This is a genomic window from Micromonospora sp. NPDC004540, assembly GCF_040610095.1.
GTDB lineage: Bacteria > Actinomycetota > Actinomycetes > Mycobacteriales > Micromonosporaceae > Micromonospora.
The window spans coordinates 1-22,481 of sequence record NZ_JBEXLR010000049.1; the positions used below are offsets into that span (position 1 = coordinate 1).

The 22,481-nt window shown below is 73.0% G+C and carries 21 protein-coding genes; 20 read left to right on the forward strand and 1 reads right to left on the reverse strand.

All coding sequences use genetic code 11. The annotated features are described in order from the left end of the window. The first annotated feature begins 243 nt into the window (after positions 1 to 243). The 13 genes from ABZV78_RS17785 to nusB all read left to right on the forward strand — a co-directional run bounded on the left by ABZV78_RS17785 (position 244) and on the right by nusB (position 11,851). Positions 244 to 861, forward strand: coding sequence for a hypothetical protein (locus ABZV78_RS17785; RefSeq protein ID WP_355639846.1), 618 nt, complete (start codon positions 244 to 246; stop codon positions 859 to 861). Positions 862 to 1,014: 153 nt separating this feature from the next. Next, positions 1,015 to 1,476: a DUF948 domain-containing protein gene (locus ABZV78_RS17790; protein ID WP_091321699.1), complete on the forward strand. Its 462-nt coding sequence runs from the start codon at positions 1,015 to 1,017 to the stop codon at positions 1,474 to 1,476. Positions 1,477 to 1,507: 31 nt separating this feature from the next. Continuing rightward, the gene (locus ABZV78_RS17795) at positions 1,508 to 1,813 is read left to right on the forward strand and encodes a DUF6167 family protein (RefSeq protein ID WP_355639784.1); all 306 of its coding nucleotides are present in this window, start codon (positions 1,508 to 1,510) and stop codon (positions 1,811 to 1,813) included. Next, positions 1,810 to 4,488 (forward strand): alanine--tRNA ligase, encoded by a 2,679-nt coding sequence (alaS, locus tag ABZV78_RS17800; RefSeq protein ID WP_355639786.1) that lies wholly within the window; start codon positions 1,810 to 1,812, stop codon positions 4,486 to 4,488. Before ABZV78_RS17795 ends, alaS begins: the two co-directional genes overlap by 4 nt. A gap of 74 nt (positions 4,489 to 4,562) precedes the next feature. Then, positions 4,563 to 5,024 (forward strand): Holliday junction resolvase RuvX, encoded by a 462-nt coding sequence (gene ruvX / locus ABZV78_RS17805; RefSeq protein WP_355639788.1) that lies wholly within the window; start codon positions 4,563 to 4,565, stop codon positions 5,022 to 5,024. Continuing rightward, positions 5,021 to 6,241, forward strand: a complete 1,221-nt coding sequence (gene mltG, locus ABZV78_RS17810; RefSeq protein ID WP_355639790.1) for an endolytic transglycosylase MltG — start codon at positions 5,021 to 5,023, stop codon at positions 6,239 to 6,241. Before ruvX ends, mltG begins: the two co-directional genes overlap by 4 nt. After that, on the forward strand, positions 6,241 to 7,056 hold the full coding sequence (locus ABZV78_RS17815) for a shikimate dehydrogenase (protein ID WP_355639792.1): 816 nt from the start codon (positions 6,241 to 6,243) through the stop codon (positions 7,054 to 7,056). Before mltG ends, ABZV78_RS17815 begins: the two co-directional genes overlap by 1 nt. A gap of 112 nt (positions 7,057 to 7,168) precedes the next feature. Further along, positions 7,169 to 8,347 carry a chorismate synthase gene (aroC, locus tag ABZV78_RS17820; protein ID WP_355639794.1) on the forward strand — a complete coding sequence of 393 codons (1,179 nt, stop codon included), beginning with the start codon at positions 7,169 to 7,171 and terminating at the stop codon, positions 8,345 to 8,347. Continuing rightward, the gene (locus ABZV78_RS17825) at positions 8,344 to 8,853 is read left to right on the forward strand and encodes a shikimate kinase (protein ID WP_355639796.1); all 510 of its coding nucleotides are present in this window, start codon (positions 8,344 to 8,346) and stop codon (positions 8,851 to 8,853) included. The genes aroC and ABZV78_RS17825 overlap by 4 nt, the downstream gene beginning before the upstream one ends. Before the next feature lie 83 nt (positions 8,854 to 8,936). Beyond that, on the forward strand, positions 8,937 to 10,013 hold the full coding sequence (gene aroB / locus ABZV78_RS17830) for a 3-dehydroquinate synthase (RefSeq protein WP_355639798.1): 1,077 nt from the start codon (positions 8,937 to 8,939) through the stop codon (positions 10,011 to 10,013). Further along, a complete protein-coding gene (gene aroQ / locus ABZV78_RS17835; protein ID WP_355639800.1) occupies positions 10,010 to 10,453 on the forward strand; it encodes a type II 3-dehydroquinate dehydratase in 444 nt (147 codons plus the stop codon). Before aroB ends, aroQ begins: the two co-directional genes overlap by 4 nt. Positions 10,454 to 10,859: 406 nt before the next feature. Then, positions 10,860 to 11,417 carry an elongation factor P gene (gene efp, locus ABZV78_RS17840; RefSeq protein WP_355639802.1) on the forward strand — a complete coding sequence of 186 codons (558 nt, stop codon included), beginning with the start codon at positions 10,860 to 10,862 and terminating at the stop codon, positions 11,415 to 11,417. A 23-nt stretch (positions 11,418 to 11,440) separates the two neighbouring features. After that, positions 11,441 to 11,851, forward strand: coding sequence for a transcription antitermination factor NusB (gene nusB, locus ABZV78_RS17845; RefSeq protein WP_192579747.1), 411 nt, complete (start codon positions 11,441 to 11,443; stop codon positions 11,849 to 11,851). A 61-nt stretch (positions 11,852 to 11,912) separates the two neighbouring features. On the opposite strand, the gene ABZV78_RS17850 is transcribed toward nusB, so the two are convergent. Then, positions 11,913 to 12,401: a helix-turn-helix domain-containing protein gene (locus ABZV78_RS17850; protein ID WP_013285505.1), complete on the reverse strand. Its 489-nt coding sequence runs from the start codon at positions 12,399 to 12,401 to the stop codon at positions 11,913 to 11,915. A gap of 284 nt (positions 12,402 to 12,685) precedes the next feature. Here ABZV78_RS17850 and pyrR point away from each other — a divergent pair, with 284 nt between their 5' ends. The 7 genes from pyrR (at position 12,686) to ABZV78_RS17885 (ending at position 22,463) form a co-directional block, all read left to right on the forward strand. Continuing rightward, a complete protein-coding gene (gene pyrR / locus ABZV78_RS17855) occupies positions 12,686 to 13,267 on the forward strand; it encodes a bifunctional pyr operon transcriptional regulator/uracil phosphoribosyltransferase PyrR (RefSeq protein WP_355639804.1) in 582 nt (193 codons plus the stop codon). Between the two features lie 55 nt (positions 13,268 to 13,322). Beyond that, positions 13,323 to 14,249: an aspartate carbamoyltransferase catalytic subunit gene (locus ABZV78_RS17860; RefSeq protein ID WP_355639806.1), complete on the forward strand. Its 927-nt coding sequence runs from the start codon at positions 13,323 to 13,325 to the stop codon at positions 14,247 to 14,249. Further along, positions 14,246 to 15,523 carry a dihydroorotase gene (locus ABZV78_RS17865; protein ID WP_355639808.1) on the forward strand — a complete coding sequence of 426 codons (1,278 nt, stop codon included), beginning with the start codon at positions 14,246 to 14,248 and terminating at the stop codon, positions 15,521 to 15,523. The genes ABZV78_RS17860 and ABZV78_RS17865 overlap by 4 nt, the downstream gene beginning before the upstream one ends. Continuing rightward, a complete protein-coding gene (carA, locus tag ABZV78_RS17870) occupies positions 15,520 to 16,695 on the forward strand; it encodes a glutamine-hydrolyzing carbamoyl-phosphate synthase small subunit (RefSeq protein ID WP_355639810.1) in 1,176 nt (391 codons plus the stop codon). The genes ABZV78_RS17865 and carA overlap by 4 nt, the downstream gene beginning before the upstream one ends. After that, on the forward strand, positions 16,688 to 20,035 hold the full coding sequence (gene carB / locus ABZV78_RS17875) for a carbamoyl-phosphate synthase large subunit (protein WP_355639812.1): 3,348 nt from the start codon (positions 16,688 to 16,690) through the stop codon (positions 20,033 to 20,035). The genes carA and carB overlap by 8 nt, the downstream gene beginning before the upstream one ends. A 97-nt stretch (positions 20,036 to 20,132) precedes the next feature. After that, entirely contained in the window at positions 20,133 to 21,149 is a 1,017-nt protein-coding gene (locus ABZV78_RS17880; protein ID WP_355639813.1) for a quinone-dependent dihydroorotate dehydrogenase, read from the forward strand. 39 nt (positions 21,150 to 21,188) lie between these two features. Then, a complete protein-coding gene (locus tag ABZV78_RS17885) occupies positions 21,189 to 22,463 on the forward strand; it encodes an adenosylmethionine--8-amino-7-oxononanoate transaminase (RefSeq protein ID WP_355639815.1) in 1,275 nt (424 codons plus the stop codon). The last annotated feature ends 18 nt before the right edge of the window (positions 22,464 to 22,481 follow it).

Below are 22,481 nucleotides of genomic sequence, written 5' to 3' on the forward strand. Positions count from 1 at the left end.
CCGGGCGCCGTGCCGCCGGTGCCCGATGCGCCGGCGGTGGCGCGGGCGGCTGCGGTCGTCCCGCCCGGCGCGCCGGCGGTGGCGCGGGCCGCCGCGGTCGTACCGCCGGGTGAGTCTGCGGTGGCGCGGCCGGGGCCGGGCGACGACGCCGGACCGGCGCTGCGGCGGGCCGAGGCCGCAGCCGGGGAGGCCGACGACGCGGCGGGCGGCCTGCGGGGCGCCCGCTCGGAGCTGCGCCGCCAGATGCGCGAGCGGCGGCGGCTGCGGATGGGCATCCTCGCCCTGGTCAGCGTGGTGCTGCTCGGCGCGGTGCCGCTCTTCTTCGGCCTGCGCACGCTGAGCCACGACCCGGTCTTCGACACCCTTGACGCGCTGAGCGTGCCGTCCTGGGCGGCGACGAAGAAGGTCGACAACGTCAGCGGTAGCCGGTGGTGCCTCCAGGACTGCCGGCTGCGGGAACGCACCGTCGAGTCGCAGAAGGCCTGGAAGGAGACCGCCCAGGCCTACGAGGCGGCCCTGTCCAAGGACGGCTGGGGGCGCTGGAAGGTGGACCGCTGCCCGGAGCAGCAGGTCAAGGGGAGCTACACCTGCTGGCGGCGGGACGAACTCACCCTCGACCTCTGGGTGCGCGAGCCCACCTGCGTGCCGCCAGCGGTGGAAGGTGAGCCCGCGCCGTCTCCGGCGCCCAAGCCCGCAGCGGGTGAGTGCGCCGGCTCGTTGGTGTCGGTGAAGGTGCGCAACGCGATCGACGACGAGCGGACCGGACCACAGCCCACCACCGATCCGTCACTCACCGGTGAGGATCCGTACCCGACCCTCACCGACGACCCGCTCGGCGAGTTGACACCCTCACCGTCGTGAGCCGGTTTCCATCACGGACGGTAGGGTCTGGGGCTGGCGGGGCCCGTCCCGCGCCCGCCGACCGGTCAGGGGTCGGCAGGGGACGGACCGGGTAGGTACGGTCGCGCGTCCCGAGGCGTCGGGTCCCGGGACACTGCTTGAGGAGGACATGGCGTGAGTGGTGGAGAGATCGCTGCGCTGATCGCGGCCGGCGCGTTCCTGATGCTGGTGCTCGTGCTGGCGGTGCCGATCCTGCGGCTGCGGCACACCGTCGACGCGACGACCCGCATGATCGCCGACCTGAACGACCGCACCGCGCCGCTGCTCGGTGACGTGAACACCACGGTCAAGAACGTCAACACCGCACTGGAGCAGGTGCAGACCTCGCTCGACGGGGTCAACCTCCAACTCGCCAAGGTGGACACCATGACCACCCACGCGCAGAACGTCACCGCCAACGTGGCGAACCTGGCCGCCGTGGTCTCCGCCGCCGCCGCGAACCCGCTGGTCAAGGTGGCCGCGTTCGGCTACGGCGTGCGCAAGGCCGCCGCCGCCCGCCGGCACGCGGAGACCGAGCGCGAGGTGCGCGACACCATCAAGCAGCAGCGCCGGGCCGCCAGGCGCGGCAACCGCTGACCCGGCGGGCGAACAGCGGGAGGATGAGAGCATGAGGCGGTTGTTCTGGCTGGGCATCGGCCTGGGCGTGGGAGTGCTGGTGGTCCGTAAGGCCACCCGGACGGCGCAGGCGTACACGCCGGCGGGCATCGCCAGCGGGCTGTCCGAGTCCGCCGGCGGTCTCGTCGAGTCGGTCCGGAGCTTCATGGACGACGTCCGGGCCGGGATGGCCGAGCGCGAGCAGGAGATCCACGAGGCCTTCGCCCGCGGCGAGGCGTACGACGACCAGTTCGCCGAGCTGCGGGAGGACCCGCGCATCGGCGACCGAGAGATTTTCCCGGAGGAGCACCAGCGATGAAGACGGCGGAGATCAAGCGGCGGTACCTCGCCCACTTCGAGGCCAACGGCCACGCCGTGGTGCCGTCCGCTCCGCTGCCCGCCATCAGCGACCCGAACCTGCTGTTCGTCAACGCCGGCATGGTGCAGTTCGTCCCCTACTTCCTGGGCCAGCAGACCCCGCCGTACCGGCGCGCGGTCAGCGTGCAGAAGTGCATCCGGACGCCGGACATCGACGAGGTCGGCAAGACCAGCCGGCACGGCACGTTCTTCCAGATGAACGGCAACTTCTCCTTCGGCGACTACTTCAAGGACGGCGCCATCCCGCTGGCCTGGGACCTGGTCACCAAGCCGGTCGAGGCGGGCGGTTTCGGGCTGGACCCGGAGCGGATCTGGCCGACGGTCTACCTGGACGACGACGAGGCGTTCCAGATCTGGCGTTCGGTGGGCGTGCCCGCGGAGCGGATCGTGCGCCGGGGCAAGGCGGACAACTTCTGGTCGATGGGCATTCCCGGCCCGTGCGGCCCGTGCTCGGAGCTGTTCTACGACCGCGGCCCGGAATACGGCCGCGAGGGCGGTCCGGCGGTCGACGAGGACCGCTACATGGAGTTCTGGAACCTCGTCTTCATGCAGTTCGAGCGGGGGCCGGGCACCGGCAAGGAGGACTACCCGATCCTCGGCGAGCTGCCGGCGAAGAACATCGACACCGGCATGGGCCTGGAGCGGATGGCCTCCATCCTCCAGGGCGTCGACAACCTCTACGAGATCGACGAGGTCCGGCCGATCCTGGACCGGGCCGCCGAGCTGACCGGCAAGCGCTACGGCGCGCACTCCGGCCACGTGGCCAGCGAGTCGCACCCGGACGACGTGCGGCTGCGGGTGATCGCCGACCACGTGCGCACGGCGCTGATGCTGATCGGCGACGGGGTGACCCCGTCGAACGAGGGCCGTGGCTACGTGCTGCGCCGGATCATGCGCCGGGCCATCCGCGCGGTCCGCCTCCTCGGCTACCAGGACCGGGCGCTGCCCGAGCTGCTGCCGGTGGCCCGGGACTGCATGGCCCCGTCGTACCCGGAGCTGGCCGAGGAGTTCGGCCGGATCTCCCAGTACGCCTACGCCGAGGAGGACGCCTTCCTCGCCACCCTGCGGGCCGGCACCACGATCCTGGACACCGCCATCGCGGAGACCAAGTCGGCCGGGCAGGCGTCGATCTCCGGTGACAAGGCGTTCCAGCTGCACGACACGTACGGCTTCCCGATCGACCTGACCCTCGAGATCGCGGCCGAGCAGGGCCTGCAGGTCGACGCCGAGGGCTTCCGGCGGCTGATGGCCGACCAGCGCAGCCGCGCCAAGGCCGACGCCCAGGCACGCAAGACCGGGCACACCGACGTGTCGGCGTACCGGTCGGTGCTGGACGGCGGCGGGGCGGTGGAGTTCACCGGCTACACCGAGCTGAACCGGGAGTCCCGGGTCCGGGCGCTGCTGGCCGGCGGCGCCGAGGTGGCCGCGGCGGTCGAGGGCGACACGGTCGAGCTGGTGCTGGACACCACCCCGTTCTACGCCGAGGGCGGCGGCCAGCAGCCTGACCAGGGCCTGATCACGGTCGGCGGCGGCCAGCTCGAGGTCTTCGACGTGCAGCAGCCGGTGCCGGGGTTGATCGTGCACCGGGCCAAGGTGCTCCGCGGCGAGGTGCGCGCCGGCGAGACCGGCTACGCCGAGATCGACGTGTCCCGCCGGCGGGCCATCTCCCGCTCGCACACCGCGACCCACCTGGTGCACCAGACCATGCGCAACTTCCTCGGCGAGTCGGCCACCCAGGCGGGTTCGCTGAACGCGCCGGGCCGGCTGCGGTTCGACTTCAACACCCCGACCGGGGTGGCGCCGAGCGTGCTGCACGACGTGGAGCAGCAGGTCAACGAGGTGCTCCTGGCCGACCTGGAGGTGCACGCCTTCATCACCACGCAGGAGGAGGCGCGCCGGATCGGCGCCATGGCGCTGTTCGGCGAGAAGTACGGCGAGCGGGTCCGGGTCGTCGAGGTCGGCGACTACGCCCGCGAGCTGTGCGGCGGCACGCACGTGGCCCGCTCGGCCCAGCTCGGCCTCGTCAAGATCCTCTCCGAGGCGTCGGTCGGCTCCGGCGTACGCCGGATCGAGGCGCTGGTCGGCATGGACGCCTTCGGCTTCCTGGCCCGCGAGCACCTGCTGGTCTCCCGGCTCGCCGAGCTGTTCCGCGTGCCGGGCGACCAGGTTGCCGACCGCGTGGAGCAGACCGTCACCCAGCTCCGCGACGCGGAGAAGGAGCTGGAGAAGCTCCGCGCCCAGCTCGTGCTCGGCGGGGCCGCGGCCCTGGCGGCGCAGGCGAAGGACGTCCGCGGTGTGGCGTACGTCGGCACCGAGGCGCCCGAGGGCGCGGCCGGCAACGACGTGCGGACCCTGGCCCAGGAGATCCGGGGCCGGATCGACCCGGCCCGCCCGGCCGTGGTGGCGGTGGCCGCCCGGGCCAACGGCAAGGCGTCCCTGGTGGTGGCCGTGAACCAGGCTGCCCGGGGGCGGGGCCTGACCGCGAAGGACCTGGTGAAGGCGGCCTTCTCCGGCCGGGGCGGCGGCAGCGACGACCTCGCCCAGGGCGGCGGCCTGCCCGCCGCGGAGGCGCCGAACCTGCTCGCCACCGTGGAGAAGGCGATCGCCGACGTCTGATGTGCGCACCGATGGAAGCCAGGGCGGACCGCCGGGTCCGCCCTGGCCCGTACCGGGGGAAAGGTGTCCGGTAGATGGCTGAACTGTCCCGCGGTGTCCGGCTCGGCGTCGACGTCGGGCAGGTCCGCGTCGGGGTGGCCCGGTCCGACCCGCACGGCATCCTGGCCACCCCGCTGGTCACCCTCGCCCGCGACCTGACGGCCGCGCCGGACGCGGTGCCCACGGACATCGCCGAGCTGGTCCGGCTGGCCGCCGAGCACGAGGCGGTCGAGATCGTGGTCGGTCTGCCGGTCAACCTCGCCGGAAAGCACGGACCGGCCGCGGCGAACGTCTCGGCGTACGCTGGCCGATTGGCCGATGTAATGGGGCCGATTCCGGTGACGCTGACGGACGAGAGGATGTCGACCGTGGTGGCGAGTCGTAGGCTGGCCGAACGGGGCGTCCGGGGAAAGCGCCAACGAGCGGTGGTCGACCAGGCCGCCGCGGTGGAGATTCTGCAGAGCTGGCTGGACGCGCAGCGGAGGCGGACGCAATGATCGACGATCTTGACCTGGGCTTCGACGAGGCGGAGAGGGGGGAGAAGGGCCGGCACCGGCGCGGCGCCGTGCGCAAGCGCAACGGCGGGTCGGGTGGCGGCCGGGGCAAGACGATCTTCGCCCTGCTGATGGCGCTCGTGCTGCTCGGCGGCATCGGCGGCGGCGCCTACGTCGGCTTCGACCGCATCCGCAACCACTTCGTCACCCCCGACTACGACGGCCCCGGCACGGGCGAGGCGCTGGTCGAGGTGAAGGCCGGCGACACCCTCACCGACATCGGAAACTCCCTCTACGACGCCGGCGTGGTGAAGAGCACCAAGGCGTTCATCGAGGCCGCCGACGCGAACTCGCGCAGCAAGAACATCCAGGTCGGCCGGTACAAGGTCCGCAAGCAGATGAAGGCCGCGGACGTGATCACGCTGATGCTCGACCCGAAGAGCCGGGTGGTCAACGGGGTGACGATCCCCGAGGGCACGATCAGCCTGAACATCTACCAGATCCTGTCCAAGGAAACCAAGATCCCGGTCAAGGACTTCCAGGCCGCCGCGAAGGACCCGGTCAAGCTGGGCGTGCCCGCCTACTGGTTCAACCGCGAGGACGGCAAGAAGGGCCCGAAGAGCATCGAGGGCTTCCTCTACCCGTCCACCTACGAGATCCCGCCGAAGGCCACCGCCGAGCAGATCCTGTCGATGATGGTGGACGAGTTCCTCCGCGTCACGCAGCAGCTCGACTTCGTCGACCGGGCGCAGAAGGAGCGGAAGATCAGCCCGTACGAGGCGCTGATCACCGCCTCGATCGCCGAGGCCGAGTCGGTCAACGCCGTGGACCTGCCGAAGGTCTCCCGGGTGATCTACAACCGGGTCTACGCCGGCAAGATCGGCTGCAAGTGCCTCGGCATCGACAGCGGCATCAACTACTACTTCCGCCTCCAGGGCAAGGATCCGAAGGACTCCGACGACCTGCTGCAGAGCGAGATCAACGACCTGAAGAACCCGTACAACACGCACAACGTGGCCGGCCTGCCGATCACCCCGATCAGCAACCCGGGCGAGGCGGCGCTCAAGGGCGCCCTGGAGCCGCCGGCCGGCGACTGGATCTTCTTCATGACGGTCGACCAGAAGGGCACCATGGGCTACGGCTCGAACGACGCCGACTTCCGGAAGCTGCAGAAGCAGATGTGCGACAACAAGGTGCTCACCGGGGAGAACTGCACCTGATGAAGGCCGCCGTGGTCGGCCGGCCGATCGCCCACTCGCTCTCCCCGGTGATCCACGAGGCCGGCTACGCGGCGGCCGGGCTGACCGGGTGGTCGTACACCCGGGTCGACTGCGCGGCCGACGAGTTGGCCGGGCTGGTGGCGGGCCTGGGCCCGGAGTGGGCCGGCCTGTCGGTCACCATGCCGGGCAAGGAGGCGGCGCTCGCGCTGGCCGACGAGGTCTCGCCGGTCGCCGCCGCGGTCGGCGCCGCCAACACCCTGGTACGCCGGCCGGACGGCACCTGGTACGCCGACAACACCGACGTGGCCGGGATGGTCGACGTGCTCACGGCCGCCGGCTGCGCGGCGGGGGCCACGGTCACCGTGCTCGGCGCGGGCGGCACCGCCCGGGCTGCCGTCGCGGCGGCGGCCCGGATCGGCGCGGCCGAGGTGACGGTGGTGGCCCGCCGGCCCGAGGCGGTCGACGAGCTGCGACCGGTGGCGGCGGCGGTGGGCGTCCCGCTGGCCGGCGCCCCGTGGGACGGCGACCCGGCGCACGCTCGGGCCGACCTGGTGGTCTCCACGGTGCCGAAGGGCGTGGCCGATCCGCTCGCCGACAACTTCGACTGGCGGCCGGCGACGGTCTTCTTCGACGTGGTCTACGACCCGTGGCCCACCCCGCTCGCCGCGGCGGCGCTCGCCGCCGGCTGCCGGGTGGTCTCCGGCCTGGACCTGCTGCTGGCCCAGGCGCTCGGCCAGTTCGAGCAGTTCACCGGCGTCTCCGCGCCCCGGGAGGCGATGGCCGCCGCGCTGGCCGAGGCCCGCGCCGCGGCCTGACCCGGAGGCCCCCGGGTCGCGCCGTGCCCGCCGTCCGGACGGGCGCGTCCGCAGGGCGGGACGTGGCGGGCAGGGCGACGCGGCGGACACCGGGCGTGACAGACTGACCGCTGTGTTGCGCTGGCTGACTGCAGGTGAATCGCACGGACCCGCCCTCGTCGCGCTGCTGGAGGGGGTGCCCGCCGGCATCGAGGTGACCACCGCGGAGATCTCCGGCGAGCTGGCCCGGCGTCGGCTCGGCTACGGCCGGGGCGCCCGGATGTCCTTCGAGCAGGACGAGATCGAGATCATCGGCGGGCTCCGGCACGGCGTGACGATCGGCAGCCCGGTGGCGATCCGGGTGGGCAACTCGGAGTGGCCGAAGTGGCGCACCGTGATGGCCGCCGACCCGGTCGACGCCGACGAGCTGGCCGGGCAGGCCCGCAACGCCCCGCTCACCCGCCCCCGGCCCGGCCACGCCGACCTGGCCGGCATGCAGAAATACGGTCACACCGACGCCCGGCCGATCCTGGAGCGCGCCAGCGCCCGGGAGACCGCGGCCCGGGTCGCCGTGGGCACGGTCGCCAAGGCCCTGGTGCGGCAGGCCCTCGGCGTCGAGATCGTCTCCCACGTGGTGGAGCTGGGCCCGGTCGCCGTGAAGCCCGGCCTGCGCCCCACCCCGGAGGACGCCGCCCGGATCGACGCCGACCCGCTGCGCTGCCTCGACCCGGAGGCCAGCGCCCGGATGGTCGCCGAGGTCGACGCCGCCAAGAAGGCCGCCGACACGCTCGGCGGCGTGGTCGAGGTGCTGGCGTACGCGGTGCCGCCGGGCCTGGGCAGCCACGTGCAGTGGGACCGGAAGCTCGACGCCCGGCTGGCCACGGCGCTGATGTCGATCCAGGCCATCAAGGGCGTGGAGATCGGTGACGGCTGGCTGCAGGCGCGCTCCCGCGGCTCCGAGGCGCACGACGAGATCCTGCCCACCGCCACCGGCGTGCGCCGGGTGACCGACCGGGCCGGCGGGCTGGAGGGCGGCATCACCACCGGTGAGCCGCTGCGGGTGAAGGCGGCCATGAAGCCGATCTCCTCGCTGAACCGGGCGCTGTCCACCGTCGACGTGCTCACCGGCGAGCCGGCCACCGCGATCAACCAGCGCTCCGACGTGTGCGCGGTGCCGGCGGCGGCCGTGGTGGCCGAGGCCATGGTGGCGCTGGTGCTGGCCGAGGCGGCGGTGGAGAAGTTCGGCGGCGACTCGGTCGCCGAGATGCGTCGCAACCTGTCGGGCTACCTCGACGCGCTGGTGATCAGGTGAGCACCCGGCCGGTGTGCGTGCTGGTGGGGGCGCCCGGCTCCGGCAAGACCACGGTGGGGCAGGCGCTCGCCGACGCGCTGGGCGTCGAGTTCCGGGACACCGACACCGACATCGAGCAGCTCGCCGGCAAGCCGATCCCGGAGATCTTCGTCGACGAGGGGGAGGAGCACTTCCGTACCCTCGAACGGGCCGCCGTGGCGGCGGCGCTGGCCTCGCACGCGGGGGTGCTCGCCCTCGGCGGCGGCGCGGTCCTCGCCGAGGAGAACCGCGCCGCGCTGATCGGGCACACCGTGGTGCACCTGTCGGTGGAGCTGCCCGACGCGGTGAAGCGGGTCGGCCTGGGCTCCGGCCGGCCGCTGCTGGCGCTGAACCCGCGCGCCACCCTCAAGCATCTGATGGACCAGCGCCGCCCGCTCTACGCCGAGGTGGCCACCGCGACGGTGCTGACTGACGGGCGCACCCCGGAGGAGATCGCCACCGAGGTCGCCGCCCTGCTCAAGCCCTGACCGCGGCCGGCCGGGGCGCCCGCTCCGGCCACGGAGTGGACACCCGCCGCCCCGGCGCCGCCCGCTCGACTAGGCTGCCCGCGATGGACGAGGTGACCCGGATCCCGGTCGGCGGCGAGCGGCCGTACGACGTGCTGGTGGGACGCGACCTGCTCGACCCGCCGCTCCGGCTGCTGCCCGGCGCCGAACGGGTGGCCTTCCTGCACGCGCCTCCGCTCAAGGGGCTGGCCGAGGAGTTGGCCGAGCGGGTGCGGGCGGCCGGCGTGGCGCCGCTGCTCATCGAGGTGCCGGACGCCGAGGCGGGCAAGCACGTCGACGTGGCGGCGGCCTGCTGGGACCGGCTCGGCGAGGCCGGCTTCACCCGGAGCGACGCGGTGGTCGGGGTGGGCGGCGGCGCCGTCACCGACCTGGCCGGGTTCGTCGCGGCCAGCTGGCTGCGCGGGGTGCGCTGGGTGCCGGTGGCGACCTCCCTGCTCGGCATGGTCGATGCCGCCGTGGGTGGCAAGACCGGGATCAACACCGCGGCCGGCAAGAACCTGGTGGGCGCCTTCCACCCGCCGGCCGGGGTGATCTGCGACCTGGCGACGCTGGACAGCCTGCCCCGGGCCGACCTGGCCGCCGGGATGGCCGAGGTGGTCAAGTGCGGGTTCATCGCCGACCCGGTGATCCTCGACCTGGTGGAGCGGGACCCGGCCGCCGCGCTGGACCCGACCGGGCCGGTGACCCGTGAGCTGATCGAGCGGGCGGTGCGGGTCAAGGCGGACGTGGTCTCCGGCGACCTGCGCGAGTCCGGGGTGCGCGAGGTGCTCAACTACGGGCACACGCTGGCGCACGCGATCGAGAAGGTGGAGGGCTACCGCTGGCGGCACGGCCACGCCGTGGCGGTGGGCCTGGTCTACGCGGCCACCCTGGCCCGGCTCGCCGGGCGGCTGGACGCGGCCACCGCCGAGCGGCACCGGGCCGTGGTGGCGGCGCTCGGCCTGCCCACCGGCTACCGGGCCGACGCCTGGCCGGAGCTGCTGGCCGCCATGCGGGTGGACAAGAAGGCCCGGGGCAGCCGGCTGCGCTTCGTGGTGCTGGACGGCCTGGCCCGCCCGGCGATCCTGGAGGCGCCGCCGGACGAGCTGCTGGCGCGGGCCTACGAGGAGATCAGCTCATGAGGGTGTACGTGCTCAACGGGCCGAACCTGGGCCGGCTCGGCACCCGTCAGGTCGACGTCTACGGGGTGACCAGCTACGCCGACCTGGTGACCAGTTGCGAGGAGACCGGCCGCGAGCTGGGGCTGGACGTGGTGGTCCGGCAGACCGACGCCGAGCACGAGCTGCTGGGCTGGCTGCACGCGGCGGCCGACGAGGGTGCCGCCGTGGTGCTCAACCCGGCCGCCTGGTCGCACTACTCGATCGCGGTCCGGGACGCCTGTGCCATGCTCCGTGGCCCGCTGGTCGAGGTGCACATCTCCAACATCCACGCCCGGGAGGAGTTCCGGCACCACTCGGTGGTCTCCGCGGTGGCCACCGGGGTGATCTGCGGGCTGGGCGTGGACGGCTACCGCCTGGCCCTGCACCACCTGGCCGGCCGCCTCGCCGCCGGCGACGCCTGACGAGCCGGCCCGGATCTCGCCGCCTGCGGTGGTGGCTCTCGGTGCCTTTGTCACCCGCGTCACGCAGGGTGATGCAGCTGCCGACCCCGCCGGATGTCGTGTTCCCGCTTTGCTCTGCAGCCCTCCACGCAGCGCCCCACTGACCTGGGGAGATGTGAATTCGCCCGCCGGCACCGGGGCGGACGCCGATCGCGGAGAGTCACCGCTGCGTGGGTGGCTGCAGAGCAAAGGCGGCGGTGGGGTGGGGTCGGGGTGATCGGGTCGGCTGCATTGAGTGATGTTCGGCACGTCCGGGACGGGTGAACGGGGTCGGTGCGCCGGGGTCGGCGCTCAGCACGGCGGCCCCGGTTCGACACAGCTAGTAGACTTCGTAAGTCTGTCCGCCAATTGAAGATCAAGGCAGGAAATGGCCTCCACCAACGACCTCAAGAACGGCCTGGTACTCAACCTCGACGGCGAGCTGTGGGCTGTCGTCGAGTTCCAGCACGTCAAGCCCGGTAAGGGCGGTGCGTTCGTGCGTACCACGCTGAAGAACGTGCTGTCCGGCAAGGTGGTCGACAAGACCTTCAACGCGGGCACCAAGGTCGAGACCGCCACCGTCGACAAGCGCACCATGCAGTACCTCTACGCCGACGGCGAGGACTACGTCTTCATGGACCTGGAGACGTTCGACCAGATCACCGTCCCCGGCGGCACCGTCGGCGAGGCGGCCAACTACCTCCTCCCCGAGGCCGAGGCCACCGTCGCCACCCACGAGAGCGTGCCGCTCTACATCGAGCTGCCGACCTCGGTGGTGCTCGAGATCACCTACACCGAGCCGGGCCTGCAGGGCGACCGGTCGACCGGCGGCAACAAGCCGGCCACCGTCGAGACCGGCGCGACCGTGCAGGTGCCGCTCTTCATCACCACCGGCGAGAAGATCAAGGTCGACACCCGCGACGGCCGTTACCTCGGCCGAGCCTGATGGCCGAGGGTCCCAAGCAGCAGATGCCGGCGCGCCGCAAGGCGCGCAAGCGGGCGCTGGACGTGCTCTTCGAGGCCGACCTGCGGGACCGACCGCCGGCCGAGGTGCTCGCCGGCTACCTGGAGCGGATCGAGAAGCCCCGGCCGGAGCACGTGGGCTACGCGGTCGGCCTTGTCGAGGGCGTCGCGGCGCACCTGGACCGGATCGACGAGGTGATCGCCAGCTACGCCGAGGGCTGGACGCTGGACCGGATGCCGGCGGTCGACCGCAACCTGGCCCGGATCGCGGTCTACGAGTTGCTCTACGTCGACGAGATCGACGACGCGGTGGCGATCAGCGAGGCCGTCGAGCTGGCCCGGCAGATGTCGACCGACGACTCGCCGCGCTTCCTCAACGGCATCCTCGGCCGGATCGCCGAGTACGCCACCCGCTGAACCACCCCGCACACGACGAAGGGCCCGCGCCGAACGGCGCGGGCCCTTCGTGTCGCGTGGGTCAGGACGCGAAGAACGCCCGCGGGTCGGCGACCAGCACACCGTGCTCGGTGAGCCGCTCGATCAGGCCCGACGGCGAGGCGTCGTAGACGATCGCGAGGGCGCGCAGGTCGTCGGCGCGGATGGAGAGCACCCGGCCGTTGTAGTCGCCGCGCTGCTGCTGGATGGCGCGGGCGTACCGGGCGACGTAGGCGAGGTCCTCGGAGGCCTCGTCGTAGAGTCGCTCCAGGTCCAGAACGATCTTGCTGGTGGGCTCGTGGCGCACCCCGCTGCCGTCGGGCAGCAGCTCCGAGACGGGAACGCGGTAGAAGTCGGCCAGCTCCGCCAGGCGGGACACGGTGACGGCCCGGTCGCCGCGCTCGTACGAGCCGACCACCACGGCCTTCCACCGCCCGTTCGACTTCTCCTCCACCCCCTGCAGGGACAGGCCCTGCTGCTGGCGGATGGAGCGCAGGCGGGCGCCCAGCGACTTGGCGTATTCAGAGGGCATTCGGACACTCCCAGTGCTGCTCGGGGTTCTCCCAGCTATCGCTACGGAGCGTGACGGTACGGGGATTGCGACACGCGGTCAAGTGTTCGAGAGGGCCCGGTCCGGAGCGCTGGTACGGCTTGTCCGCATTTCTCCGCCTGATTGAGGGGTCAGGACCGGCGGTGGTCGGGCCGGTGACCGCTGGTAACGTGGCGTGAAGCCCCGGTCCGGGCCCTCCGCGGCCCGCCCGGTCAACCAGACGTCCTTTAACGACCCGTCCCGTGAGGCGGGGAAGGAGGTCCGCCGTGGCCTACCCACCGGCTGCCCACCCGTCGCCGCCGCGACAACCCTCGGTGAAGGTGATCCTCGCCGCCGCCGACGTGTCGCGGGTGGTCGACCGCATCGCCCACCAGATCCTGGAGAAGACCCAGGGCGCCGCCGACACCGTGCTGCTCGGCATCCCCACCCGCGGTGTCCCGCTCGCCCGTCGCCTCGCCGCCCGGATCAGCACCTTCGAGGACGTGACCGTCCCGGTCGGCGTGCTCGACATCACGCTCTACCGCGACGACCTGCGCCGGCACGCCACCCGCGCGGTCGGCCCCACCGAGCTGCCCCCGGGCGGGATCGACGGCAAGCGCGTGATCCTCGTCGACGACGTGCTCTTCTCCGGCCGCACCGTGCGGGCCGCCCTGGACGCGCTCAGCGACGTCGGCCGCCCCGCCTCGGTGCAGCTCGCCGTCCTGGTCGACCGGGGCCACCGCCAGCTGCCGATCCGCGCCGACTACGTCGGCAAGAACATCCCGACCGCGCTCGCCGAGAGCGTCAAGGTCACCCTGGCCGAGACCGACGGCGCCGACGAGGTACGGCTGCACGGGGGTTCGCTGTGAGCGCGAGGAGTGCAGCGAAGCGGAGCCCCGCAGTCGCGAACGACGGGAGGCTCAGTTGATCCGCCACCTGCTCTCCGGTGCCGACCTGGACGCAGCCACCGCCACCCAGATCCTGGACACCACGGCTGAGATGGCCACCGTGGCCGGCCGCGAGGTCAAGAAGCTGCCCGCGCTGCGCGGCCGCACCGTGGTGAACCTCTTCTACGAGGACTCCACCCGGACCCGGATCTCGTTCGAGGCGGCCGCCAAGCGGCTCAGCGCCGACGTGATCAACTTCTCCGCCAAGGGCTCCAGCGTGGCCAAGGGGGAGAGCCTGAAGGACACCGCGCTCACCCTCCAGGCCATGGGGGCCGACGCGGTGGTCGTCCGGCACCCCGCCTCCGGCGCTCCGCACCGGCTGGCCAACTGGGTGGACGGCTCGGTGGTCAACGCCGGCGACGGCACCCACGAGCACCCCACCCAGGCGCTGCTCGACGCCTACACGATGCGCTCCCGGCTGGGCCGCCTCGACGGCCTGCACGTGGCGATCGTCGGCGACGTGCTGCACTCCCGGGTGGCCCGCTCCAACGTGCTGCTGCTCTCGACCCTCGGCGCGAAGGTCACCCTGGTCGGCCCGCCCACTCTCATCCCGGTCGACATCCCGCAGGCCCTCGCCCCCGGCACCGACGTCTCCTACGACCTCGACGCCGTTCTTCCCGGTGTGGACGTGGTGATGATGCTGCGGGTGCAGCGGGAGCGGATGAACGACTCCTACTTCCCCTCGGCCCGCGAGTACGCCCGCCGCTACGGGCTGGACGGGCCGCGGATGCGCCGGCTGCCCGGGCACGCGATCGTCATGCACCCCGGCCCGATGAACCGGGGGATGGAGATCACGCCCGAGGTGGCCGACTCGCCCCGCTCCACCATCGTCGAACAGGTCGCCAACGGGGTCTCCGTGCGGATGGCCGTCCTCTACCTGCTGCTCGGAGGGAACAACCGGTGACCGCGTACCTGATCAGGAACGTGAGTGTGGTCGGCGGCGCGCCGACCGACCTGCTGATCCGCGACGGCGTCGTGGCCGAGACCGGCGCCGGGCTGACCGCGCCGGACGCCACGGTGCTCGACGCCACCGGCCTGGTGGCCCTGCCCGGCCTGGTCGACCTGCACACCCACCTGCGCGAGCCGGGCCGGGAGGACGCCGAGACCGTCGAGTCCGGCTCCCGGGCGGCGGCGCTCGGCGGCTACACGGCGGTCTGCGCCATGGCGAACACCTCGCCGGTGGCCGACACGGCCGGCGTGGTCGAGCAGGTCTGGAGGCTCGGCCGGGAGGCCGGGCTGGTCGACGTGCAGCCGATCGGCGCGGTCACCGTCGGCCTGGCCGGCGAGCGCCTGGCCGAGCTGGGCGCGATGGCCGACTCGGCGGCCCGGGTGCGGATCTTCTCCGACGACGGGCACTGCGTCGCCGACCCGAAGCTGATGCGCCGGGCCCTGGAGTACGTCAAGGCGTTCGACGGGGTGGTCGCCCAGCACGCCGAGGAGCCCCGGCTCACCGAGGGCGCGCAGATGCACGAGGGCGAGGTCTCCACCCGGCTCGGGCTGACCGGCTGGCCGGCGGTCGCCGAAGAGGCGATCATCGCCCGCGACGTGCTGCTGGCCGAGCACGTCGGCAGCCGGCTGCACATCTGCCACGTCTCCACGGCCGGCAGCGTCGAGGTGCTGCGGCACGCCAAGGCGCGCGGCGTGAAGGTCACCGCCGAGGTGACCCCGCACCACCTGCTGCTCACCGACGAGAAGGCGGCCACCTACGACCCGGTCTACAAGGTCAACCCGCCGCTGCGCACCGCCGCCGACATCGCCGCGCTGCGCGCGGCCCTGGCCGAGGGCGTGATCGACATCGTCGCCACCGACCATGCGCCGCACGCCGTGGAGGACAAGGAGTGCGAGTGGGCGTACGCCCGGCCGGGCATGCTCGGCCTGGAGACGGCGCTCTCCATCGCGCTGGACGTGCTCGGGCCGCAGTGGGACCTGATCGCCGAGCGGATGTCCCGCGCCCCGGCCCGGATCGCCGGGCTGGACTCCCACGGCCTCGACCCGGCCCCCGGCGTGCCGGCCAACCTGACCCTCGTCGACCCGTCCGCCCGCCGCGTCGTCGAGCCGGCGGACCTGGCCAGTCGCAGTCGCAACACCCCGTACGCCCGCATGACGCTGCCGGGTCGCATCGTGGCGACCTTCCTGCGCGGCGAGCCGACGGTCCTGGACGGAAAGGCAGTCAAGTGAGTCGCAGGCGTTCAGCGATCCTCGTCCTGGAGGACGGGCGCACGTTCCACGGCGAGGCGTACGGCAGCGTCGGGGAGACCTTCGGTGAGGCGGTCTTCAACACCGGCATGACCGGCTACCAGGAGACCCTCACCGACCCCTCCTACCACCGCCAGGTGGTGGTGCAGACCGCGCCGCACATCGGCAACACCGGCGTCAACGGCGAGGACGACGAGTCCGGCCGGATCTGGGTGGCCGGCTACGTGGTGCGCGACCCGGCCCGGATCGGCTCCAACTGGCGGGCCACCGGCGGCCTGGAGGACCGGCTGGCCGCCGAGGGCGTGGTCGGCATCAGCGGCGTGGACACCCGGGCGCTCACCCGGCACCTGCGCGAGCGCGGCGCCATGCGGGTCGGCATCTCCAGCGTCGACGACGACCCGGCCGCCCTCCTTGACCGGGTCCGCAGCGCGCCGCAGATGGTCGGCGCGGACCTCTCCGCGGAGGTGACGACCGCAGAGCCGTACGTGGTGCAGGCGCAGGGCGAGCACCGGTTCACCGTCGCGGCGCTGGACCTGGGCATCAAGCGCAACGTGCCGCGCCGGCTCGCCGCCCGCGGCGTGACCACCCACGTGCTGCCCGCCGGCTCCTCGATCGAGGACCTGCTGGCCACCGGCGCGGACGCGGTCTTCTTCTCGCCCGGGCCCGGCGACCCGGCCACCGCCGAGGGGCCGGTCGCGCTGGCGCGGGAGGTGCTGGGCCGGCGGATCCCGCTGTTCGGCATCTGCTTCGGCAGCCAGATCCTCGGCCGGGCGCTCGGCTTCGGCACCTACAAGCTCGGCTACGGCCACCGCGGCATCAACCAGCCGGTGCTCGACCGGGCCACCGGCAAGGTCGAGGTGACCAGCCACAACCACGGCTTCGCCGTGGAGGTCCCGGGCGCGGCGCACGGCGCGGTCGTCCCCGACCAGGTGATCGAGACCGAGTTCGGCGGCGTCCAGGTGTCCCATGTCTGCCTCAATGACAACGTGGTCGAGGGGCTGCGGGCCAAGGACGTGCCCGCCTTCACCGTCCAGTACCACCCGGAGGCGGCGGCCGGCCCGCACGACGCGGACTACCTCTTCGACCGTTTCGCCGAGCTGATCGAGGGCCGCGGCCTCGACCAGAAGCAGAGTGAAGGGCGCAAGGATGCCTAAGCGGACCGACCTCAAGCACGTGCTGGTGATCGGGTCCGGCCCGATCGTGATCGGCCAGGCCTGCGAGTTCGACTACTCCGGCACGCAGGCCTGCCGGGTGCTGCGCAGCGAGGGGATCCGGGTCAGCCTGGTCAACTCCAACCCGGCGACGATCATGACCGACCCGGAGTTCGCCGACGCCACCTACGTCGAGCCGATCACCCCGGAGTTCGTCGAGCTGGTCATCGCCAAGGAGCGCCCCGACGCGCTGCTGCCGACCCTGGGCGGGCAGACCGCGCTGAACACCGCGGTCGCCCTCCACGAGGCCGGCGTCCTGGAGAAGTACGGGGTCGAGCTGATCGGCGCCAACATCGACGCCATCAACCGGGGCGAGGACCGGCAGCTGTTCAAGGACATCGTGGCCAAGGCCGGCGTACGCCTCGGCCTGGACGACCCGTCGTCGCTGGTGCCCCGCTCCCGGGTCTGCCACTCGATGGACGAGGTGCGCGAGACCGTCGGCGAGCTGGGCCTGCCGGTGGTGATCCGGCCGTCGTTCACCATGGGCGGGCTCGGCTCCGGCATGGCGCACACCGACGAGGACCTGGTGCGGATCGCCGGCGCCGGCCTGGCCGCCAGCCCGGTGCACGAGGTGCTCATCGAGGAGAGCGTGCTCGGCTGGAAGGAGTACGAGCTCGAACTCATGCGCGACCGCCACGACAACGTGGTGGTGGTCTGCTCGATCGAGAACGTCGACCCGATGGGCGTGCACACCGGCGACAGCGTCACCGTGGCGCCGGCCATGACGCTGACCGACCGGGAGTACCAGCGCCTGCGTGACCTGGGCATCGCGGTGCTCCGCGAGGTCGGCGTCGACACGGGCGGCTGCAACATCCAGTTCGCGGTGAACCCGGCCGACGGCCGGATCGTCGTGATCGAGATGAACCCGCGGGTGTCCCGCTCCTCGGCGCTGGCGTCGAAGGCCACCGGCTTCCCGATCGCCAAGATCGCCGCGAAGCTGGCCATCGGCTACACCCTCGACGAGATCCCCAACGACATCACCCTGAAGACCCCGGCGGCGTTCGAGCCGACCCTGGACTACGTGGTGGTGAAGATCCCCCGGTTCGCGTTCGAGAAGTTCCCCGGCGCGGACCCGGAGCTGACCACCACCATGAAGTCGGTCGGCGAGGCGATGAGCCTCGGGCGCAACTTCACCGAGGCGCTGAACAAGGCCATGCGCTCCATGGAGACCAAGCGCGGCGGATTCTGGACCCGGCCCGACCCGGCGGGCGCCACGAAGGAGAACACCCTCGCCGCCCTGCGCATGCCGCACGACGGCCGGATCTACACGGTCGAGCGGGCGCTGCGGCTGGGCGCCTCGATCGCCGAGGTGGCCGAGGCGTCCGGCGGGATGGACCCCTGGTTCCTGGACCAGATCGCCGCGCTCGTGGAGCTGCGCGCCGAGATCGTCGACGCCCCGGTGCTCGACACCGGCCTGCTGCGCCGGGCCAAGCGGGCCGGCCTCTCCGACCGGCAGCTCGCCGCGCTCCGCCCGGAGCTGGCCGCCGAGGACGGCGTCCGCACCCTGCGCCACCGGCTCGGGGTCCGCCCGGTCTACAAGACCGTCGACACCTGCGCGGCCGAGTTCGCGGCGACCACGCCGTACCACTACTCGACCTACGACCAGGAGACCGAGGTCGGGCCCTCGGACCGGCCCAAGGTGCTCATCCTGGGCTCCGGGCCGAACCGGATCGGGCAGGGCATCGAGTTCGACTACTCCTGCGTGCACGCCGTCATGGCGCTCCGGGAGGTCGGCTACGAGACCGTCATGGTCAACTGCAACCCGGAGACCGTCTCCACCGACTACGACACCGCCGACCGGCTCTACTTCGAGCCGCTCACCTTCGAGGACGTGCTGGAGGTCTGGCACGCCGAGGACTCCTCCGGCCGGGCGGCCGGCGGCCCCGGCGTGGTCGGGGTGATCGTGCAGCTCGGCGGGCAGACCCCGCTCGGTCTGGCCCAGCGGCTCAAGAACGCCGGCGTGCCGATCGTCGGCACCTCCCCGGAGTCGATCCATCTGGCCGAGGAGCGCGGCGCGTTCGGCGCGGTGCTGTCCCGGGCCGGGCTGCGCGCCCCGGCGCACGGCATGGCCACCTCGTACGACGAGGCCAAGGGGATCGCCGACGAGATCGGCTACCCGGTGCTGGTCCGCCCGTCGTACGTGCTCGGCGGGCGGGGCATGGAGATCGTCTACGACGACGCCACCCTGCGCGACTACATCGGCCGGGCCACCGACATCTCGCCGGACCACCCGGTGCTGGTGGACCGCTTCCTCGACGACGCCATCGAGATCGACGTGGACGCCCTGGTCGACGCCGACGGCGCGGTCTACCTGGGCGGCGTCATGGAGCACATCGAGGAGGCCGGCATCCACTCCGGCGACTCCTCCTGCGCCCTGCCGCCGATCACCCTGGCCGGTTCGCACCTGGCCCAGGTGCGCCGCTACACCGAGGAGATCGCCCGCGGGGTCGGGGTGAAGGGCCTGCTCAACGTCCAGTACGCGCTCCAGGGCGACATGCTGTACGTGCTGGAGGCCAACCCGCGTGCCTCCCGGACGGTGCCGTTCGTGTCCAAGGCCACCGCCGTGCCGCTGGCCAAGGCGGCGGCCCGGATCGCGCTCGGCGCCACCATCGCCGAGCTGCGCGTCGAGGGGATGCTGCCGCCCACCGGGGACGGCGGGACGATGCCCGCCGACGCCCCGATCGCGGTCAAGGAGGCGGTGCTGCCGTTCAAGCGGTTCCGCACCCCGTCCGGCAAGGGCATCGACGTGCTGCTCGGCCCGGAGATGAAGTCCACGGGCGAGGTGATGGGCATCGACACCAACTTCGGGCACGCCTTCGCCAAGTCGCAGTCCGCCGCGTACGGGTCGCTGCCGACCGCCGGGAAGATCTTCGTCTCGGTGGCCAACCGGGACAAGCGCGGCATGATCTTCCCGATCAAGCGCCTCGCCGACCTGGGCTTCGAGATCGTGGCCACCACCGGCACGGCCGAGGTGCTGCGCCGGCACGGCATCGCCTGCGAGCAGATCCGCAAGCACTACGAGTCGGGCGAGGGCGAGGACGCGGTCTCGCTGATCCTCGGCGGCGACGTGGCCCTGGTGGTGAACACCCCGCAGGGCTCCGGCGCCAGCGCCCGCTCGGACGGCTACGAGATCCGCAGCGCCGCCGTGACGGCGGACATCCCCTGCATCACCACGGTGCCCGGCGCCGCAGCGGCGGTAATGGGCATCGAGGCCCGCATTCGCGGCGACATGCGCGTCCGCCCCCTCCAGGAGCTCCACGCCGCCCTCCGGGCCGGCGAGTGACCCCCGCGACAACCTCGTCGATCATGAGGTTGGCGGCAGTCGAGGAGATCGACTTCGCCGTCAACCTCATGATCACCGCGGCGGGGGGTGGTGCGCGGTGATCTTCGAGAGGGTTGTTCGGCCTCGGTTGTTCCGCATTGGCGGTGGGGACGCGGAGGCGGCGCACGAGTGGACGCTGGAGCGGCTCGCCTCGGTGTCGCGGCGGGCGGCGGTGCTCGGGGCGTTGCGGGCGCGGTACTTCCGTGGGGCGCCGCGGACGGTGTTCGGGGTGGACTTTCCGAATCCGGTCGGGCTGGCGGCCGGGATGGACAAGAACGGGGTGGCGCTGCCGGCCTGGCCGGCGCTGGGCTTCGGCTTCGTCGAGGTCGGCACCGTGACCGCGCACGCCCAGCCGGGCAACCCCCGGCCCCGGCTGTTCCGGCTGCGCGACAGCGAGGCCGTGGTCAACCGGATGGGCTTCAACAACGCCGGCGCCGAGGCCCTGGCGGCCCGGCTGGCGGCGCTGCCGCGCCCGCTCGGCGTGCCGCTGGGCATCTCGCTCGGCAAGTCCAAGGTGACCCCGCTGGGCGAGGCCGTCGAGGACTACCTGGCCTCCTACCGCGCCCTGAAGGGGCACGGGGACTACTTCGCGGTCAACGTGTCCTCACCGAACACCCCCGGGCTGCGGTCCCTTCAGGACCGTTCCCACCTGGACGCGCTGCTCGCGGCGCTGGTGGGGGAGAAGCCGGTGCTCGTGAAGATCGCCCCCGACCTGACCGAGCCGGCCGTCGCCGAGCTGCTGGAGGTCTGCCTCGCCCGTGGGGCGGCCGGGGTGATCGCCACCAACACCACCCTGGCCCGCGACGGGCTCGCCCCGGCCGACCGGGCGCGGGGCGCGGAGACCGGCGGCCTCTCGGGCCGCCCGCTGGGCGCGCGGGCCCGCGAGGTGGTCGCCTTCGTGCACCGGGAGACCGGCGGTCGGCTGCCGGTGATCGGTGTCGGCGGCATCCTCGACCCGGACGACGCGGCCCGGATGTTCGACGCCGGCGCGAGCCTGGTGCAGCTCTACACCGGTTTCATCTACCGGGGCCCGGCCCTGGTCCGGTCGGTGGCCCGGGTGGCCGCCCGACGCTGACCCGCGCCGGACCGGGAAGGACACCACGAAGGAGAGATCGTGACGCCCGAGGAGATCCTCGCCGCCGACCGCCGGCACGTCTGGCACCCGTACGCGGCCCTGCCGCCGGCCAGCCCGCCGTACGTGGTGGACAGCGCCGAGGGCGTCCGGCTCCGGCTGGCCGACGGCCGGGAACTGGTCGACGGGATGTCGTCCTGGTGGGCGGCGATCCACGGCTACCGGCACCCGGTGCTGGACGCCGCGGTCACCGACCAGCTCGGCCGGATGAGCCACGTGATGTTCGGCGGGCTCACCCACGAGCCCGCGGTGCGCCTGGCGCGGACCCTCGTGGAGCTGGCCCCGGACGGGCTGGAGCACGTCTTCCTGGCCGACTCCGGCTCGGTCAGCGTCGAGGTGGCGGTGAAGATGTGCCTGCAGTACCAGCGGGCCCTGGGGCGGCCGGAACGCCGCCGGCTGGGCACCTGGCGGGGCGGCTACCACGGCGACACGTTCCACCCCATGAGCGTCTGCGACCCGGAGGGCGGCATGCACCACCTCTGGGGCGACGTGCTGCCCCGGCAGGTGTTCGCCCCGGTGCCGCCGGCCGGCTTCGACGCCCCGCCCGACCCGGCGTACGAGGCGGCGCTGGTGGACGCGGTGGAGCGGCACGCCGGCGAGCTGGCCGCGGTGATCGTGGAGCCGGTGGTGCAGGGCGCCGGCGGGATGCGCTTCCACCACCCGCACTACCTGCGGGTGCTGCGCGAGGTGACCCGGGCGCACGGGATCCTGCTGATCTTCGACGAGATCGCCACCGGCTTCGGCCGCACCGGCGCCATGTTCGCCGCCGAGCACGCCGGGGTCACCCCGGACGTGCTCTGCGTCGGCAAGGCGCTCACCGGCGGGTACCTCACCCTGGCCGCGGCGCTCTGCACCCCCGAGGTGGCCCGGGCCATCTCCGCCGGCGGGGTGCTGGCGCACGGCCCGACCTTCATGGGCAACCCGCTCGCCTGCGCGGTCGCCAACGCCTCCCTGGGCCTGCTGCGGGCCGGGGACTGGGCCGGCCGGGTGGCGGGCATCGCCGAGGGGCTGCGGGCCGGCCTGGCGCCGCTGCGCGACGCACCCGGGGTGACCGACGTGCGGGTGCTCGGCGCGATCGGCGTGGTGCAGCTCGACCACGAGGTGGACCTGCCCCGGGCGACCGCCGCCGCGGTGGCCCAGGGCGTCTGGCTGCGCCCGTTCCGGGACCTCGTGTACACCATGCCGCCGTACGTCTGCGACGACGCGGACGTGGCGCGGATCGCGGCCGGTGTGGCCGCGGCGGTCAAGGCCGGCTGAGGCCGCCCCCCGCCGGAC

Excerpts from the sequence above, each read along its gene's own strand:
- ABZV78_RS17785 (WP_355639846.1), top strand. The coding sequence starts at position 244 with ATGCGCGAGCGGCGGCGGCTGCGGATGGGCATCCTCGCCCTGGTCAGC.
- ABZV78_RS17795 (WP_355639784.1), top strand. The coding sequence starts at position 1,508 with ATGAGGCGGTTGTTCTGGCTGGGCATCGGCCTGGGCGTGGGAGTGCTG.
- alaS (WP_355639786.1), top strand. The coding sequence starts at position 1,810 with ATGAAGACGGCGGAGATCAAGCGGCGGTACCTCGCCCACTTCGAGGCC.
- ruvX (WP_355639788.1), top strand. The coding sequence starts at position 4,563 with ATGGCTGAACTGTCCCGCGGTGTCCGGCTCGGCGTCGACGTCGGGCAG.
- mltG (WP_355639790.1), top strand. The coding sequence starts at position 5,021 with ATGATCGACGATCTTGACCTGGGCTTCGACGAGGCGGAGAGGGGGGAG.
- ABZV78_RS17815 (WP_355639792.1), top strand. The coding sequence starts at position 6,241 with ATGAAGGCCGCCGTGGTCGGCCGGCCGATCGCCCACTCGCTCTCCCCG.
- aroB (WP_355639798.1), top strand. The coding sequence starts at position 8,937 with ATGGACGAGGTGACCCGGATCCCGGTCGGCGGCGAGCGGCCGTACGAC.
- aroQ (WP_355639800.1), top strand. The coding sequence starts at position 10,010 with ATGAGGGTGTACGTGCTCAACGGGCCGAACCTGGGCCGGCTCGGCACC.
- efp (WP_355639802.1), top strand. The coding sequence starts at position 10,860 with ATGGCCTCCACCAACGACCTCAAGAACGGCCTGGTACTCAACCTCGAC.
- nusB (WP_192579747.1), top strand. The coding sequence starts at position 11,441 with ATGCCGGCGCGCCGCAAGGCGCGCAAGCGGGCGCTGGACGTGCTCTTC.
- ABZV78_RS17850 (WP_013285505.1), bottom strand. The coding sequence starts at position 12,401 with ATGCCCTCTGAATACGCCAAGTCGCTGGGCGCCCGCCTGCGCTCCATC.
- carB (WP_355639812.1), top strand. The coding sequence starts at position 16,688 with ATGCCTAAGCGGACCGACCTCAAGCACGTGCTGGTGATCGGGTCCGGC.